The sequence below is a fragment of the Streptomyces sp. AC1-42W genome (assembly GCF_003248355.1).
In the GTDB taxonomy this organism is placed as follows: domain Bacteria; phylum Actinomycetota; class Actinomycetes; order Streptomycetales; family Streptomycetaceae; genus Streptomyces.
The window spans coordinates 1,465,791-1,481,401 of the sequence record NZ_QKWY01000002.1 but is presented as its reverse complement, the minus strand read 5'-3'; the positions used below and the strand labels follow the sequence as shown (position 1 = coordinate 1,481,401).

Genomic DNA, 15,611 nt, shown 5'->3' with positions numbered 1-15,611 from the left:
CGGCCCGTGGGGCCTCGTCGTGCGCCGCCTACGATGGGCGAACTGCCGTACCGGCAGCGCTCGACGGGGAGGACGTACGACGTGGTCGCACACGCACGGGCCGGGGCACTCGCCACCGCCGCACTGCTGCTGACGGGGGTGCTCGCGGGCTGCGAGGGCGGCTCGGACGACAAGGGCGGCGGCACGGCCGCGTCGCCCGCCCCGCCGGCCTCGGACGCCCCGCCCGGCGCGGACGGGCTGCCCGCCTCGCTCACCTCGCAGCGCCCGGACTGGAAGCGCTGCGAGGCCCCCGGGGGCGGCGAGGCACCCGGCGCCGACTGGCGCTGCGCCACGGTAAAGGTCCCGCTGGACTACGCGAAGCCGAAGGGCGACACCCTGGGCATCGCGCTGATCCGCAAGGAGGCCACGGACCGGGGCAAGCGGCTGGGGTCGATGCTGTTCAACTTCGGCGGGCCCGGCGGCTCGGGCGTCTCCATACTCCCGCGCGCCGCCGCCTCGTACACCACCCTGAACACCCGCTACGACCTGGTCGGCTTCGATCCGCGCGGGGTGGCGCGGAGCGCCGGGGTGCGCTGCCGGGACGACCAGGAGCAGGACACCGCGTACCAGGGCGTGGACATGACCCCGGACACGGCGGCCGAGGAGGCGGCGTTCATGAAGGACGGTGCCGACTTCGGGGCCGGCTGCGCCCGCATGTCGGGCCGGGTCCTGCCGTACGTCGGCACGGTGAACGCCGCCCGCGACATGGACCTGATCCGCCAGGTGCTCGGCGACGAGAAGCTGACGTACTTCGGGATGTCGTACGGCACCGAGCTGGGCGGCACGTACGCGCACCTCTTCCCGCGGAGGGTGGGGCGTACGGTCTTCGACGCGGTCGTCGACCCGACCGCCGACAGCACCGGGCACGCGCGCAATCAGACGACCGGCTTCCAGCGCGCCCTGGACAACTACTTCGCGGACCGGGGCGAGGACCCGGAGGCGGGCACCCGGCGGGTGGCCGCCCTGCTGAAGCGGATCGACGCGAAGCCGCTGCCCACCGGGACCGATCGCGAGCTCAACGAATCGCTGGCGATCACCGGCATCGTGCTCCCCCTCTACTCCCGGGAGAGCTGGCCCACGCTCACCCGCGCCCTGGCCAAGGCCGAGGACGGCGACGGCGCCCCGCTGCTCCAGCTCGCCGACTCGTACAACGGGCGGGACGGGAGCGGCCACTACGACACCCAGAACCACTCGCAGCGGGCCATCTCCTGCGCGGACGGCAGGGCCAGGCCCACGGTCGCCGAGGCGAAGGCGCTGCTGCCCGAGTTCGAGAAGCTGTCCCCGGTGTTCGGGCCGTTCCTGGCCTGGGACACGGCGGGCTGGTGCTCGGGCTGGCCGGTGGCGGGCGCGCACGACGATCCGGAGGCGAGCGCTCCGGGCGCCGGTCCGATCCTGGTCGTGGGCACCACGGGCGACCCGGCGACACCGTACGAGGGGGCGCGCCGGATGGCGGACGAGCTGGGCGAGGGCGTCGGTGTGCTGCTCACCAACAAGGGCGAGGGGCACGGCGCCTACGGCGGCAACAGCTGTGTGACGGCCACCGTGGACTCGTACTTCCTGGACGGGGAGGTTCCGGCGGACGGCAAGACCTGCCCGTAGCCGCTCCCGGCGTGCCGAAGGGGCCGGCCCGCGCATGCGGACCGGCCCCTTCGCGTCGTTCTAGTAGATCGGCTTCTCGGGCTCGATCTGGTTGACCCAGCCGACGACACCGCCGCCCAGGTGGACCGCGTCGGCGAAGCCCGCCGACTTGAGAACCGCCAGAACTTCCGCACTGCGGACACCCGTCTTGCAGTTCAAGACGATGCGCTTGTCCTGCGGGAGGTCCTGGAGGGCGGTGCCCATCAGGAACTCGTTCTTCGGGATGAGCCGGGAGCCCGGGATCGACACGATCTCGTACTCGTTCGGCTCGCGGACGTCGATGATCTCGATCTTCTCGTCGGCGTCGATCCACTCCTTGAGCTGCTTGGGAGTGATCGTGGAACCGGCCGCCGCCTCCTGGGCCTCATCGGACACGACGCCGCAGAAGGCCTCGTAGTCGATGAGCTCGGTGACGGTGGGGTTCTCGCCGCAGACCGCGCAGTTGGGGTCCTTGCGGATCTTGACCTGGCGGTACTGCATCTCCAGGGCGTCGTAGATCATCAGCCGGCCGACGAGCGGCTCGCCGATGCCGGCGAGCAGCTTGATGGCCTCGTTGACCTGGATCGAGCCCACGGAGGCGCAGAGGACGCCGAGGACGCCGCCCTCGGCGCAGGACGGAACCATGCCCGGCGGGGGCGGCTCCGGGTAGAGGCAGCGGTAGCAGGGACCGTGCTCCGACCAGAACACGGACGCCTGGCCGTCGAAGCGGTAGATCGAACCCCAGATGTAGGGCTTGTTCAGCAGCACCGCGGCGTCGTTGACGAGATAGCGGGTGGCGAAGTTGTCCGTGCCGTCCACGATCAGGTCGTACTGGGAGAAGATGTCCATCACGTTGTCGGCTTCGAGCCGCTCCTCGTGAAGGATCACCTCGACCAGGGGGTTGATGCCCTGGACGGTCTCCTTGGCCGACAGCGCCTTCGACTTGCCGATGTCACCCTGGCTGTGGATGACCTGGCGCTGCAGGTTCGACTCGTCGACCTCGTCGAACTCGACGATGCCGAGCGTGCCGACACCGGCGGCGGCCATGTACATCAGGGCCGGCGAGCCGAGGCCGCCGGCGCCGACACAGAGCACCTTCGAATTCTTCAGCCGCTTCTGCCCGTCCATCCCGACGTCCGGGATGATCAGGTGGCGGGAGTACCTGCGGACCTCGTCGACGGTGAGCTCAGCAGCTGGCTCGACCAGGGGTGGCAGCGACACAGGAACCTCAACAATGCAGGTGGTCGGTTTCTACGTACTTCGACTACGTACGGTTGTTCTTCCCGTAACACTGCCACGCCCCATCTCATTCCAAGAGACCGGGTCCGATCCGCGAGACAATTTCGTCCCAGTACTTGGGCAGTGTCGCGAATGGATCGGATTGTCCGCGCCCGTTTCCGGGGCCCGGGGCGCCGCCCCGGTCGGTGAAGAAGATCGTGGCCGCGCCCTGCCAGCGGGCGATGCGCATCGCCTCCTCCAGATGGGTGCGCGGAACGCCGTGCACGAGGTGGGCGAACCTCTCCGGCGGGTAGGCGGCGGTCCACTCCGCCACCTGCGACCAGCGGTAGTCGCTCCACGCCCCCCGGAACGTGACGAGCTGGTCGCCCGTCTCGGCGTAGCCGGGGTACGGGTGGGTGTCGTGCCCCAGTACGAGATGCCCGCCGTCCGTCCCCAGCAGCGCCCGCAGGGTGCCGGTGAGGCGGCGGACACCGGGCAGCTCGCCCCGGTCGGACGGGCAGCGGTCCAGGTAGAAGCCGTCCACCCGGTACCAGTCCAGGAAGGACCGGGCGTCGGCGAGCAGCTCCGCGAAGAGCCGCACGCCGTGCGCGAGGTCGAGCCTGCCGAGCAGCCGGCCGCCCGCCGCCCGGACGGTGTCCAGCGGCTCCGCGCCGTGCAGCGCGCGGGCGCGGGCGTTGCGCAGCCGGCCCGCCACCTCCAGGCAGTGCGGGTCGGGCCTGCTGCCGGGGCCGTTGTCGATGTCCAGGACCGCCCAGTGCAGCGGGGTGCCGGGGCGGGTCAGCTCGGCCCACTCGGCCGGGGCGAGCAGCGGGTGCGCGTAGCCGGGAATCCCGAGACCCGGCCCGTCGGTGCCGGCGGGGCACCGGGCGGTGCCGGGCCGGGTCAGATACGGCACGCCGCCTCCATCCAGATGTCGGCGAGTGACTCCTCCAGGTTGATCCGGGGGCGCCAGCCGAGCCGGTCGCGGGCGGTGCGGACGTCGGCCTGCTGCCAGGCGCCGCAGCCGTCCGGGTACGGCGACGGGGTGGCCGAGAGGTGCTCGATGACCGCTTCGGCGGAGGTCCGGGGGGCGCCGATGGGCAGCCGGGCGGGGGGCGTGTCCAGCTCGTGGAGCGCGCCGGCGTATCCGGCGACCTTGGCGAGGACGGCCGCCGCGTCGCGCAGCCGGACGGCCCGCCCGGTGCCGATGTTGACGACGCCCTGCGCGGCGGAGAGGGACGCGGCGTGGACGGCCCGCGCCACATCGCGCACGTCCACGAAGTCGCGCTGCACGCCGAGACCGCTGAGCTTCAGCTCGCCGTCGCCGGACTGCATGGTGCGGCGCATCGCCTCGGCGAGCCGGCCGAGCGGGGAGCCCGCCGGGGTGCCGGGGCCGACCGGGGAGAAGACCCGCAGCACGACCGCGTCCAGGCCGGAGCCCAGGACCAGCTCGGTGGCGGCGAGCTTGCTGACGCCGTACGGGCCGCCGGGGCGCGGAATGGCGTCCTCCGCCGTGGAGGAGCCGGGCTGGGAGGGGCCGTACTCCGACGCGCAGCCGACCTGGACCAGCCGGGCGGTGCAGCGGCTGCGCCGCATCGCCTCGCAGACGGTGGCGACGGCGACGGTGTTGTGCCGGGTCAGGTCGCGGGCGCCGCCGCGGGTCGCCCCGGCGCAGTTGACGACGACTCCGGGGTGGACGGCGTCCAGGAAGCGGGTCAGCGCTCCGGGGCTGCCGGTCGCGAGGTCGAACCGTACGTCGGCGTCGTCGCCGCGGCCGAGCGCCGTGAGGTGGACGGCGGGGTCGGCGAGCAGCCGGTCGGCCACGAACCGGCCGATGAATCCGTTGGCTCCGAGCAGCAGCACCCTCATCGCGCACCGCCTCCGCCATGGGGCCGACGGCGGGCTGCCGGTGCGGGGGATTGGGGGGTCATGTCGGTGTGTCTCCTTGTGGCAGTTCCGTACGGCTCGATGCGTACGGTTCGGGTGGGACGCGTCCGCGGCGTCGGCTCCGCGGACGGGTTCGGGGGCCGCCCCATCAGGGGGCGGTGTGGGCGGAGGCCCTGGCGAGGGCGAGGGTGGCGGTGATCAGCAGGCCGAGGGCGGCCGCGCCGCAGGCCAGCGCGGGGACGGCCCCGGTGCCGCCCGCCTCGATCAGCGCCTCGACCGGGCGGGCCACCGCGTCGAGACCGGGCAGCCGGCCGGCCAGGATCAGGGCCGGGGCGGCGGCCTCCACCGCGACGGCGGCGGCGAGTCCGGTGGCGGCCGGTTCCGGGAAGCCGTGCACGGTGAGCAGCCGGGCCAGCAGGAGCAGCATCCCGAGGGCGGCGGCCCCGGCAGGTGCCCCGCCGCGCCCGAACACCGGGCCGGTCAGGTACTGGAGGACGGCCAGGGCGCCGAGGAAGAGCGCGACGACGCCGAAGAGCAGGGGGCGGGCGCCGGCCGCGAACTCCTCCAGGGCGTGCGAGCCGAGCAGTCTGCGGTGGGCGTGCAGCGAGAAGAGGTGGGCGCACCAGGCGGCGGGCACCACCGCGAGGGCGAGCGCCGGCAGCGGTGCCGGGGTCAGGTCCCAGGGGCCCTCGGGGCCGCCGCTGAGGACCTGATGGAGCAGGGCGTCGCCGTACAGGACGTAGCCGAGCAGCCAGCAGACGCGGAGCGTGCCGGTGCCGGAGGCGGCGGGGGCGGCGCCGAGCGGGCCGGTGCGCACGGCCAGGAGTAGGGCGATCAGCGTGAGCAGCGCGCCGCCGCAGCCGAGGGCGAGCCGGGCGTCACCGCCGAGCACCCCTTCGGTGAGCCGCAGGGCGAGGAGGGTCGTGAGGCAGGCGGCGCCGGGCAGCAGCGCGCGCAGGGTCCAGGCGGCGCGCGTGGTGACGTCGCGCGCCGGAGCGGGCCCCGGCGCGGCGGGCTCCCCCACGACGGCGGGCACCCGTGCGAAAAGTTCCTCGGCGAGCGAGAACACGTCGCGGTGCCGGTAGCGGGCGGCGGTGCGGTCGGTGACCCCGTGCGCTTCGAGTCCGGCGGCGATCTCCAGCGGATCGACGGCCCGTTCGCACAGCTCGCGGTGGCGGCGCATGAGCGCGCGCACCGGGTCGGCGGTGTTCCGCCGGGCGGTGGCGCTCTTGCGGGCGGTGGCGGCGCGGACGGGGTGCGGGTGGGCGGCGCGCGCGGGGTGCTCGGGGCGTGCCACCTCGGGGGCGCGCGCGGGCGCGTCCGGACGGTCCGCCGTGTCGTGGTCAGGCATGGGCGCTCCCGGCGCCCGCCCGGCTGGGGATGCGGTCGGCGCGTTCCTCGTCGGCGCCGTCCGGCCAGTGGTCCAGCATGTGGAACTCCGGCGGGGTGGCGAAGGGACGCGGGCCCCCGTCGGCGGCCGGCGGCTCCCAGTCGCGTACCGGCGCCCGTGCGATCAGGTCGAGGTAGATGCCGTCGAACGCGGTGAGGTTCTGCTCGACGGTGAAGAGTTCGAGTGCGCGGGCGCGCGCCGCCGCGCCGAGGCGGGCCCGGCGCGCGGGGTCGCGCAGGAGCGCGAGGCAGGCGTCCGCGAGGGCGCGCGGGTTGCGTGGCGGGACCACGAGTCCGGTGCCGCCGATGACCTCGACGACCGCGCCGACGTCCGTGGAGACGGTGGCCCGGCCGCAGAACATCGCCTCGACCAGGCTGATCGGGAAGCCCTCGACGACGCTGGAGAGCACCACGACCCCGCCGGCCGCGTACGCGTCGGCGACGTCGGGGACGCCCGGCCCGCCGGTCTCCTCGAAGGTGACCGCGTCCGTGTCGGGGAACAGCCGGGCGGCCACGGCGCGGCAGCGCTCCAGGCAGCCGGCGCCCGCCGGGTCGGGGGTGGGCGCGCCGATGATCCGCAGCCGGGTGTCCGGGGCGGCGGCGCGTACATGGGCGAAGGCGTGCAGCAGGGTGACCAGGTCCTTGGCGGGCTCGATGCGGCCGACCCAGACGAGCGTGTCCGGGCCGCCGTCGTTCTCGCGCTCGCCGAGCGCGTCGAACCGGGCGGACTCCATGCCGGGGTACACGGTGCGCAGCTTCGCGGGGTCGGCGCCGCAGCGCTGCTGCCAGCGGCGGGCGTGGGTGTTGCCGGGGGTGATGAGCGCGGCCTGCCGGTAGACCTCGGTGGCGAGCAGTCCGTGGAACCCGGCGAGGAGGGCGCGCACCGGCGCACCGGCCGGGGCGTCGCCGGACGCGAGGTAGTGCGCCCGTACGCGTACGGCGTACTCGGTGACCAGCAGCGGGGTGCCGAAGAAGCGTTTGGCCAGCAGTCCCGGCAGTGCGGCGGTACCGCCGGACGTGGCGTGGCAGAGGTCGACGGCGGCGAGGCCGTCCTCGTCGTACCAGTCGAGGGAGAGGGGGCGCAGCGCGCGGTCCAGTTCCTCGGTGAAGGCGAGGAGGTCGGCGACGGTGGCGGTCTGCACGGTGCGTCCGGTGCCGGGGGCGCGGCAGGCGGCTTCCAGGATGCGGACGGCCGTCTCGGAGCGCAGCGCCGCGGGGAGTCCGCCGTGGTCGGCGGCCAGGTCGGCGAGGCCGTTCAGGCCGCGCGTGAACCGTTCGTCCGCGACGCGGGGGGCCGCGGTGCAGACGGCGGCGGCGAGGTCCGTGAAGTGGGTGGCGAACAGGCGCTGTTCGCGCCGGCCGTAGCGGTGGGCGCCGCCGCCGGTGAGCAGCCGGGCCAGCGGGCCCCGGGGGGCGTGCAGGGCGCGGGTCTCCTCGTCGGCGGTCCACAGGGGGGCGGTGCGTACGCCGCGGACCCGGTCCGGGAGCCGTACCCAGCCGCGCGCCTCCTGTTCGGCGGAGCGGCTGAGCGCGAAGAGGTCGAACTCGTGCTGGGCGAGCCCGCGTACCAGGCGGTCGCACCAGAGCCTGGACTCACCGGTCGCGTACGGATAACCACCGTCGGTGAGCAGTCCGATCCGCACGAGCGCACCCCCGATCTGCCGTATGACGCGGCCGCCGCTGGATCGGCGACTCGCGGGACGACCGTAAGCGGATACGCCGGTGGCGCGACGGACGGTTGTCCGTCGCGCCACCGAAAGGGGTGAACCGGCGTAACTTTCGCGCCCCCGTAGCGTTCTGTCGCGCTATGGAGGCGGGGTGTCACCGAATGGGTGACGGGCGGAGCAATGCGGGGGCGCTCGGTGCTCCGCATGCGCCCGCGCTCAGTCCTCCGGGTACACCCAGGGGTTGGGACGGCACTTGACGCCGTTGAGGTCCAGCGTCTTGGTCTGCTGCTGCATGACCGGCGCGAGGGCCCCCTCGGTGCCGCAGCTCGCGTGGTTGTGGCCGAGCCGGTGGCCCACCTCGTGGTTGATCAGCATCTGCCGGTACGCGAACAGCCTCTCCGGCCCGAAGGTGGCCGCGCCCTGGGCCCAGCGGTAGGCGTTGATCATCACGCGCTCGGTGGCGGCCGAGTCGCAGGAGACGTTGTCCTCCATGGTGTCCAGGCCCGACTTGGCACACCACGTGCCGGTCGTGCCGGGGCTGGCCAGGGTGATGACGAAGTCCGGCTCGCCCTCGGAGATCCGCTCGAAGGTCATGTCGCCGTCGTGCGCCCAGCTGCGGTCGTCGTTGAGGGTCCTCTGGACGGCCTGGGCGAACAGGTCGGCGTCGAGCCCGATGCCCTTCTCGACGTCGATCCGGTACCGGTGCGTGGTCCCCTTGCCGGGCGCCTCGGCGGTGCCGGGCACGGTCTCGAAGGTGCCCGAGCCGGTCAGCGCCGGTGAGAGCGGGTAGGCCTTGGCCATTTTCTGTTCATACGTAAGGGGCTTGACGGACGCCGGTTCGGGGGACGGGGTCGTACGCCCGTCCGAGCGTGAGGCGTCGTCGGTGTCCTCCCGGTCGACGCCCGTGGTGCTGGGGGTCTCGTTCCCCGTGGAGCGGTCGTGGGGGACCTGGCCGGCCACGACGACCGCGAGCACGGTGGTCACCGCGGCGGCGGCGATCCCGGTGATCGTGCGTCCCTTGGCGCCCCTGGCCGCCCTGACGGCAGCCGCCCCTTCGCGCCGGACGACCTCCGGCTCGTGCGGGTCCCACTCGGTGACGGAGCGGTACGGGTCCTCGGGGGCGGGGCGCCGGGGCGGGGCGGGCGGGCTGTCGAAGGCTTCGACGAACTCGCGCCGCGGGCCCGGTATGAGCGGCCGGTCGCCGGCGGGCCGGGGGTGGCGCGCGGGGTGCGGGGCGCCGGGGCGGAGGCCGGGCGGCGGGGCCTGCGCGCCTGCGGAGCTCATCGGCCCCGCACCCCAGCCACCGCCGGCTTCGCGCTGTTCGGGGTGGCCGCCGCGGACCTCGGGGGCGCCCGGGAAGGGTTCGGCGGCGGGTCCGGCGGCGCGTCTGCGGCGCCCGGTGCCGGGGGCGGCTCCGGTGCCCGCGCGGCCCGTCTCGTTCGTCTCCGCCTGCCCGGTCACGGGCGCGCTGGGCCCGGGGCCCTTCCGGCTGTGTCGTCCCACGCCCTGGATCAGCTCCCGCCGCATTCGTCGAGCAATTCCCGGAACGCCTGGGCGACCGCCTCCGGGTACTCCATCATCGCCACGTGCCCGGCGTCGGGCAGTGTCAGCAGGCGCGCGTCGCGGAAGGCCGCGGACGCCCTGCGGGCCATCCGGAACGAGACGAGCCGGTCCCGTCCGCCGTACACCAGCTGGGTCGGCGCGAGCACCCGCTCGGCCTGGCGCCACAGCCCCTGCTGTCCGCCCAGCGTGTACGCGTCGACGATCCCACGGGCGGAACGCGCCATGGCGTCCCAGAAGTACGGCAGCTCCAGCCGGCGCTCCATTTCGGCCACCGCGTCGCGGAAGCCCTTCTCGGAGACCCGTGCCGGATCGCCGTAACAGAGTGCCATGACTCCGCGGGTGCGGTCCTCGGCACTCCAGTCACGGGTGAGCCGGGCGAACAGGGATGCGACGCCCGGCAGTGCGAGGAGCGCGGTCGGGGCGGCCGTGCGCTGGACCCGGATCTCGGGGAGCGCGGGCGAGACCAGGGTGAGCGTGCGGACGAGATCGGGGCGGACCGCGGCGACCCGGGTCGCCACCGCGCCGCCCAGCGAGTTGCCGAACAGATGGACCGGGCCGCGCTCCTGCGCGTCGAGGAGCCGGATCACCGCGCGGGCGTGCCCGGTGACGGAGTAGTTGCCGTCGTCCGGGGGCGGCGAGTCCCCGAAGCCGGGCAGGTCCACCGCCTCGCAGTCCACCACGCCGTCCAGGAGCGGCATCAGCGCCGTCCAGTTCTGCGAGGAACCGCCGAGCCCGTGCACGAAGAGGGCGGGCGGCAGTCCGGAGCGCCGGGGCGGGCGGGAACGGAGCGTGAGCGTCAGACCGGGCAGCCCGACGGAGCGCAACCGCTCCCCCTCCGCGACCCTGACGGCGCTCACCATGGGGGCCACCGCCGCGGCGGCGGCGCTGATTCCCGGCAGCTCGGTCGAAGACATGCGGCAATGTTACGAGATGATCACATGCCGTTTCATGTGTTCGCCGTCACACGCTCGCGTGCGTCTTCCGGGGGTACCTCCTAGGCTCGACAGCAGGCGCGACCCGATGAAGGGAGTCACCATGACGGCCGACCCGAGGGAGCCGGAGACCTTCGAGGACGTCCAGCCGGACGAACCCGGCCAGGAGACGCCCGAGGCGGACGCCGCGGAGCAGCACGCCGCGCTGCGCCCGGAGGACGACGAACCGCTCACGGACCTCGACCGCGACCGCGCCAGCGAGGCGGACGCGGCGGACCAGGCGCGCACGGTTCCACAGGATGAGGACGATTACCGCTGATACGTCCCGCTCTGCGCACCCGCTCGGACAATCTGCGGCTACCGCAGCCGTCCGGTCCGTGAAATTCTGCGTCCGCGCCGCGCATACCGGGGTTACCCAAAAGTACGATGTCGGTATGGCGCGGCACGTACGGAACAGCTGTGTCGGACCACGATTTTGGGAGGCGGCGTGACAGCCATCGAGCAGACCGAGGCGGCGCGCCCGAGGGGTACTCGCCTGCCCCGCCGCGCCCGACGCAACCAGCTGCTGGGAGCCGCGCAGGAGGTCTTCGTCGCGCAGGGCTACCACTCGGCCGCGATGGACGACATCGCGGAGCGCGCCGGGGTCAGCAAGCCGGTTCTCTACCAGCACTTCCCCGGAAAGCTGGAGCTCTACCTGGCCCTTCTCGACCAGCACTGCGAGTCGCTGCTCCAGGCCGTGCGCACGGCACTGGCCTCGACCACCGACAACAAGCTGCGCGTGGCCGCCACGATGGACGCCTACTTCGCGTACGTGGAGGACGAGGGCGGCGCCTTCCGGCTGGTCTTCGAGTCGGACCTGACCAACGAGCCGGCCGTGCGCGAGCGGGTGGACCGGGTCTCGCTCCAGTGCGCCGAGGCGATCTCCGACGTGATCGCGGGCGACACGGGCCTGTCCAAGGACGAGTCCATGCTGCTCGCGGTGGGCCTGGGCGGGGTGTCCCAGGTGGTCGCCCGGTACTGGCTGTCCAGCCGGTCGGCCATCCCGCGCGACACCGCGGTCCAGCTGCTCACCTCGCTGGCCTGGCGGGGCATCGCCGGCTTCCCCCTGCACGGCACCGATCAGCACTGACCGCCCGGCGTTCCCCCGTGTTCGCTGCGGGCGTGGCCGGGGGCGCCCTGACGAGCCCCCTCAGCGGGCTAATGTGTGCTGCGTACGGCGCGGCTCACCGCGCAGGGAATGACCGTCGGAGGGACATAGCCGTGGAGGTCAAGATCGGGGTGCAGCACTCGCCCCGGGAGATCGTTCTGGAGAGCGGGCTTTCCGCCGAAGAGGTCGAGAGCACGGTGTCCGAGGCTCTCGCCGGCAAGGCACAGCTGCTCAGCCTCACGGACGAGAAGGGCCGCAAGGTCCTGGTGCCGGCCGACCGGATCTCCTACGTGGAGATCGGCGAGCCCAGCGCCCGGCGGGTGGGGTTCGGCGCTCTCTAGTGCCCCTCCCGGCAAGCTTTGCCCCGTCGCGTCGTCCAGCACGCACGCTCGCTGCGTTGGCCGAAAGCCCTGGTAGCTCCGCTACAAGGACTCTCGGCCGCCTTGCGATCGCACGCACTGGACGACGCTCCTTACGGGGCAAACATTGCCGGTCGCGGCACTAGCGTACGGACGCGGAGACCGCGAACGGCCCGGCGGGGGTGTCCCGCCGGGCCGTTCCGCGTCTGCGGCGGCTCCCGTCCGGCCGGGCGAAGACCGGCTCCGGAGGGTTGTGAACGGCTGCTCACGGGTAGGACCAGCAGGACCGAAGGCCCCGTTCCGTATCCCTGCGAGGTGATCGTCCGTGATCGTGGAAACGTTGAGCGCCGTCGTGCTCTCGGTGCTCCTGTCCTGGGCGGGGCTGCGCTCGCTGCCGGGCCGGCTCCCGGCCCGGCGGACCGTGTTCGGCACCGGGGCGGCCGGCGCCGTGTTCGGCGCCTCCCTGATGCACTCGGTGCTGGGCGACGGCCATGCGGCCCTCGCCGTGGTGGGCGCCGGGCTGATCGCCGCCGTGACGGTGTCCCTGCTGATCCGGCCGCGCGGCCGCCGGATCAGTCGCTCGGCCGCCGTCTGAGCGCCGGGCCCGCGGTTACCGGGCCCGCGGTTACGCGGCCAGCCCCAGCGCCGCCATGCGCTTGGTGTGCGCCTCGGTGATCCGGGAGAACATCCGGCCGACCTCGGCCAGGTCGAAGCCGTCGGCGACCCCGCCGACCAGCATCGTGGAGAGCGCGTCGCGGTCCGCGACCACGCGCTGCGCCTGCGAGAGCGCCTCGCCCATCAGCCGCCGCGCCCACAGCGCCAGCCGGCCGCCGACCCTGGGTTCGGCCTCGATCGCCGCGCGCACCTTCTCGACGGCGAAGTTGCCGTGGCCCGTGTCGTCGAGCACGGCCAGCACCAGGGAGCGGGTGTCGGAGTCGAGCCTGACCGCGACCTCCCGGTAGAAGTCGCTGGCGATCGAGTCGCCGACGTACGCCTTGACCAGGCCCTCCAGCCAGTCGGACGGGGCGGTCTGGCGGTGGAACTCGTCCAGCGCGCGGGCGAACGGCTCCATGGCGCCGGTCGGCTCGACCTCGATCTCCGTCAGCCGCCGGGTGAGCCGCTCGAAGTGCGAGAACTCGGCGGACGCCATCTTCGCCAGTGCGGCCTTGTCGGCCAGGGTGGGTGCCAGCTTGGCGTCCTCGGCGAGCCGCTCGAACGCCGCGAGCTCCCCGTAGGCGAGGGCGCCCAGCAGATCGACGACGGCGGCCCGGTACTGCGGGTCCTTGGACGCGGTGGCCCAGTCCTGGTCGGCGATTCTGGTCGTCGCGGGGGTTTCAGTGGCGTTGTCAGGCGTCTCCATGCAGCGCAGAATAGCCCGCCCGCGCACCGGGCAAGGGTTTCGGCCGACGACCCACATCACACCGTTCCAAAGGATTCGCCCAACACAGATGCGCGAATCCGGGGTACAGTGGTAATGCGCTTACTGAGCACTTTGCATCTGCTCGTGGCGCGAAATTGAATGAGGATGCCCGGTCGGTGGCCCGATCGGCTCCGACCCGACAGCCCTCCGCGCGGTGCGTGCTCATGTACGACCGCAGATGAGGGGCCCCCTCAGCGGCACGAGCGCTCGAGCGACGGCAGTGGTCCCGCGCCACCCGGCCCTTCCCGGCCGGATGACCAACCCCCCGGCACGGTACGACCCCCTTCGTTCGCCTCGGACCGCGTCTCACAGAAGAGGCAGCACCCTGACTACGTTCCGAGACCTCGGGATTCTTTCCGAGACGGCCGAGGCCCTTGAGGCCGTCGGCATCACGTCCCCCTTTCCCATCCAGGAGCTGACGCTCCCCGTCGCGCTCTCCGGCTCCGACGTCATCGGCCAGGCCAAGACCGGCACCGGCAAGACGCTCGGCTTCGGCCTTCCGCTGCTCGAACGCGTCACCGTCCTCGCCGACGTCGAGGCGGGCCGCGCGAAGCCCGAGGAGCTGACCGACTCCCCGCAGGCGCTGATCGTCGTACCCACCCGCGAGCTGTGCCAGCAGGTCACCAACGACCTGCTCACCGCCGGCAAGGTGCGCAATGTGCGGGTCCTGGCGATCTACGGCGGCCGGGCGTACGAGCCCCAGGTCGAGGCCCTCAAGAAGGGCGTCGACGTGATCGTCGGCACCCCCGGCCGGCTGCTCGACCTCGCGGGCCAGCGCAAGGTGGACCTCTCCAGGGTCCGCGCGCTCGTCCTCGACGAGGCCGACGAGATGCTGGACCTGGGCTTCCTGCCCGACGTCGAGCGCATCATCACGATGCTGCCGGCCAAGCGCCAGACCATGCTCTTCTCGGCCACCATGCCGGGCGCGGTCATCTCGCTGGCCCGCCGCTACATGTCGCAGCCGACGCACATCAACGCCACCTCGCCCGACGACGAGGGCACGACCGTCAAGAACACGGCGCAGTACGTGTACCGCGCCCACTCGATGGACAAGCCCGAGATGGTCTCGCGCATCCTCCAGGCCGAGGGCCGCGGGCTCGCGATGATCTTCTGCCGCACCAAGCGCACGGCGGCCGACATCGCCGAGCAGCTGGAGCGGCGCGGCTTCGCCTCCGGCGCCGTCCACGGCGACCTCGGCCAGGGCGCCCGCGAGCAGGCGCTGCGCGCCTTCCGCAACGGCAAGGTCGACGTGCTGGTCTGCACCGACGTCGCCGCGCGCGGCATCGATGTCGAGGGTGTGACCCACGTCATCAACTACCAGTCCCCCGAGGACGAGAAGACCTATCTGCACCGCATCGGCCGCACCGGCCGCGCGGGCGCCAAGGGCATCGCGATCACGCTGGTCGACTGGGACGACATCCCGCGCTGGCAGCTGATCAACAAGGCCCTGGACCTGAACTTCCCGGACCCGGTCGAGACGTACTCGACCTCCCCGCACCTGTACGAGGACCTCGCCATCCCGGCCGGCACCAAGGGTGTCCTGCCGCGTGCCGAGCGCACCCGCGCCGGTCTCGGGGCCGAGGAGATCGAGGACCTCGGCGAGACGGGCGGCCGGGGCCGCAAGTCCGCCACGCCGGCCGCCCGCGAGGAGCGGGCCCCGCGCACCCCGCGTCAGCGCCGCCGCACCCGTGGCGGGGCCACCGTCGCCGAGGGCGCCGCGACCGTGCCCGCCCCGGCCGCCGGGGCGGACGCCGCACAGGCCGACGCCCCGGAGACCCCGCGCACCCCGCGCCGCCGCCGGCGCACCCGGGTCAACGCGGCGGAGGCCGTCGCCGCCGAGGCCGCGGTCGCCGTGGCGGAGGCGCCCGCGCCCGTGGTGGCCGAGCCGGAGGCCCCGGAGGCCGGGGCCGCGCCGAAGAAGCGCACCCGGACCCGGTCGGCGAAGCCCAAGGCCGAGGCCGTGGCGGAGACCGTCGTGGAGCCGGTGACCGAGGCCGCCGAGCCGGTGGCCGAGGAGACCAGGCCGCGCCGCCGCCGCAGCCGGGCCGCCGCCAAGCCGGTGGCCGAGGAGACCGCGGTCCGGACCGCGGCCGTGGCCGAGCCGGAGGCGCCGGTCGCCCGGCCGCGCCGCCGCGCCCGGGTGATCAAGCCCGTCGAGGACGAGGTCGACTTCCAGATCGCGCCGATCTCCGAGCCCGAGCCGGTGCGCCGGCGTACGCGCACGGCCGCCAAGCCGCGCACGGCGGCGAAGGCCGAGAGCTGACCGGACCGGACAGCGTCGGCGGGCGGCCCCGGGGAACCTCTCCCCGGGGCCGCCCGCCGTTTCCGGAGGTCGCCCGCCGTTTCCGGGGGCCGCCCGCCGCTTCCGGGGGC

General features: G+C 73.7%; 14 protein-coding genes. 6 read left to right on the top strand and 8 right to left on the bottom strand.

Going from position 1 to position 15,611, the window contains the following annotated elements; genetic code table 11:
- The first annotated feature begins 33 nt into the window (after positions 1–33).
- Positions 34–1,638, top strand: coding sequence for an alpha/beta hydrolase (locus DNK56_RS24695; protein WP_446750472.1), 1,605 nt, complete (start codon positions 34–36; stop codon positions 1,636–1,638).
- A 60-nt stretch (positions 1,639–1,698) separates the two neighbouring features.
- On the opposite strand, the gene moeZ is transcribed toward DNK56_RS24695, so the two are convergent.
- The 7 genes from moeZ to DNK56_RS24660 all read right to left on the bottom strand — a co-directional run bounded on the left by moeZ (position 1,699) and on the right by DNK56_RS24660 (position 10,294).
- Entirely contained in the window at positions 1,699–2,877 is a 1,179-nt protein-coding gene (gene moeZ, locus DNK56_RS24690; RefSeq protein ID WP_111338038.1) for an adenylyltransferase/sulfurtransferase MoeZ, read from the bottom strand.
- A gap of 85 nt (positions 2,878–2,962) precedes the next feature.
- Positions 2,963–3,790, bottom strand: a complete 828-nt coding sequence (locus DNK56_RS24685) for a spherulation-specific family 4 protein (protein ID WP_111338037.1) — start codon at positions 3,788–3,790, stop codon at positions 2,963–2,965.
- Positions 3,778–4,743 carry an NAD-dependent epimerase/dehydratase family protein gene (locus DNK56_RS24680; RefSeq protein WP_111338036.1) on the bottom strand — a complete coding sequence of 322 codons (966 nt, stop codon included), beginning with the start codon at positions 4,741–4,743 and terminating at the stop codon, positions 3,778–3,780. The genes DNK56_RS24685 and DNK56_RS24680 overlap by 13 nt, the downstream gene beginning before the upstream one ends.
- Before the next feature lie 166 nt (positions 4,744–4,909).
- Complete coding sequence (locus DNK56_RS24675; RefSeq protein WP_241990073.1) at positions 4,910–6,112, bottom strand: hypothetical protein; 1,203 nt, start codon at positions 6,110–6,112, stop codon at positions 4,910–4,912.
- On the bottom strand, positions 6,105–7,793 hold the full coding sequence (locus tag DNK56_RS24670) for a glycosyltransferase (RefSeq protein WP_111338035.1): 1,689 nt from the start codon (positions 7,791–7,793) through the stop codon (positions 6,105–6,107). Before DNK56_RS24670 ends, DNK56_RS24675 begins: the two co-directional genes overlap by 8 nt.
- Positions 7,794–8,033: 240 nt before the next feature.
- Positions 8,034–9,344 carry a DUF3152 domain-containing protein gene (locus tag DNK56_RS24665; RefSeq protein ID WP_111338034.1) on the bottom strand — a complete coding sequence of 437 codons (1,311 nt, stop codon included), beginning with the start codon at positions 9,342–9,344 and terminating at the stop codon, positions 8,034–8,036.
- The gene (locus tag DNK56_RS24660; RefSeq protein ID WP_111338033.1) at positions 9,329–10,294 is read right to left on the bottom strand and encodes an alpha/beta fold hydrolase; all 966 of its coding nucleotides are present in this window, start codon (positions 10,292–10,294) and stop codon (positions 9,329–9,331) included. The genes DNK56_RS24665 and DNK56_RS24660 overlap by 16 nt, the downstream gene beginning before the upstream one ends.
- A gap of 121 nt (positions 10,295–10,415) precedes the next feature.
- Here DNK56_RS24660 and DNK56_RS24655 point away from each other — a divergent pair, with 121 nt between their 5' ends.
- The 4 genes from DNK56_RS24655 to DNK56_RS24635 all read left to right on the top strand — a co-directional run bounded on the left by DNK56_RS24655 (position 10,416) and on the right by DNK56_RS24635 (position 12,413).
- A complete protein-coding gene (locus tag DNK56_RS24655; protein ID WP_111338032.1) occupies positions 10,416–10,631 on the top strand; it encodes a hypothetical protein in 216 nt (71 codons plus the stop codon).
- Positions 10,632–10,799: 168 nt separating this feature from the next.
- The gene (locus tag DNK56_RS24650; RefSeq protein WP_111338031.1) at positions 10,800–11,441 is read left to right on the top strand and encodes a TetR/AcrR family transcriptional regulator; all 642 of its coding nucleotides are present in this window, start codon (positions 10,800–10,802) and stop codon (positions 11,439–11,441) included.
- Positions 11,442–11,572: 131 nt separating this feature from the next.
- Positions 11,573–11,800, top strand: a complete 228-nt coding sequence (locus tag DNK56_RS24645; protein WP_199563634.1) for a DUF3107 domain-containing protein — start codon at positions 11,573–11,575, stop codon at positions 11,798–11,800.
- 343 nt (positions 11,801–12,143) lie between these two features.
- On the top strand, positions 12,144–12,413 hold the full coding sequence (locus DNK56_RS24635; RefSeq protein ID WP_111338029.1) for a hypothetical protein: 270 nt from the start codon (positions 12,144–12,146) through the stop codon (positions 12,411–12,413).
- Between the two features lie 30 nt (positions 12,414–12,443).
- Here the strand turns inward: DNK56_RS24635 and DNK56_RS24630 are convergent, their stop codons facing one another.
- Complete coding sequence (locus DNK56_RS24630) at positions 12,444–13,178, bottom strand: ferritin-like fold-containing protein (protein WP_111338028.1); 735 nt, start codon at positions 13,176–13,178, stop codon at positions 12,444–12,446.
- A 313-nt stretch (positions 13,179–13,491) separates the two neighbouring features.
- On the opposite strand from DNK56_RS24630, the gene DNK56_RS24625 reads away from it, so the two are divergent.
- Entirely contained in the window at positions 13,492–15,501 is a 2,010-nt protein-coding gene (locus DNK56_RS24625; protein WP_241990072.1) for a DEAD/DEAH box helicase, read from the top strand.
- Positions 15,502–15,611 lie beyond the last annotated feature (110 nt).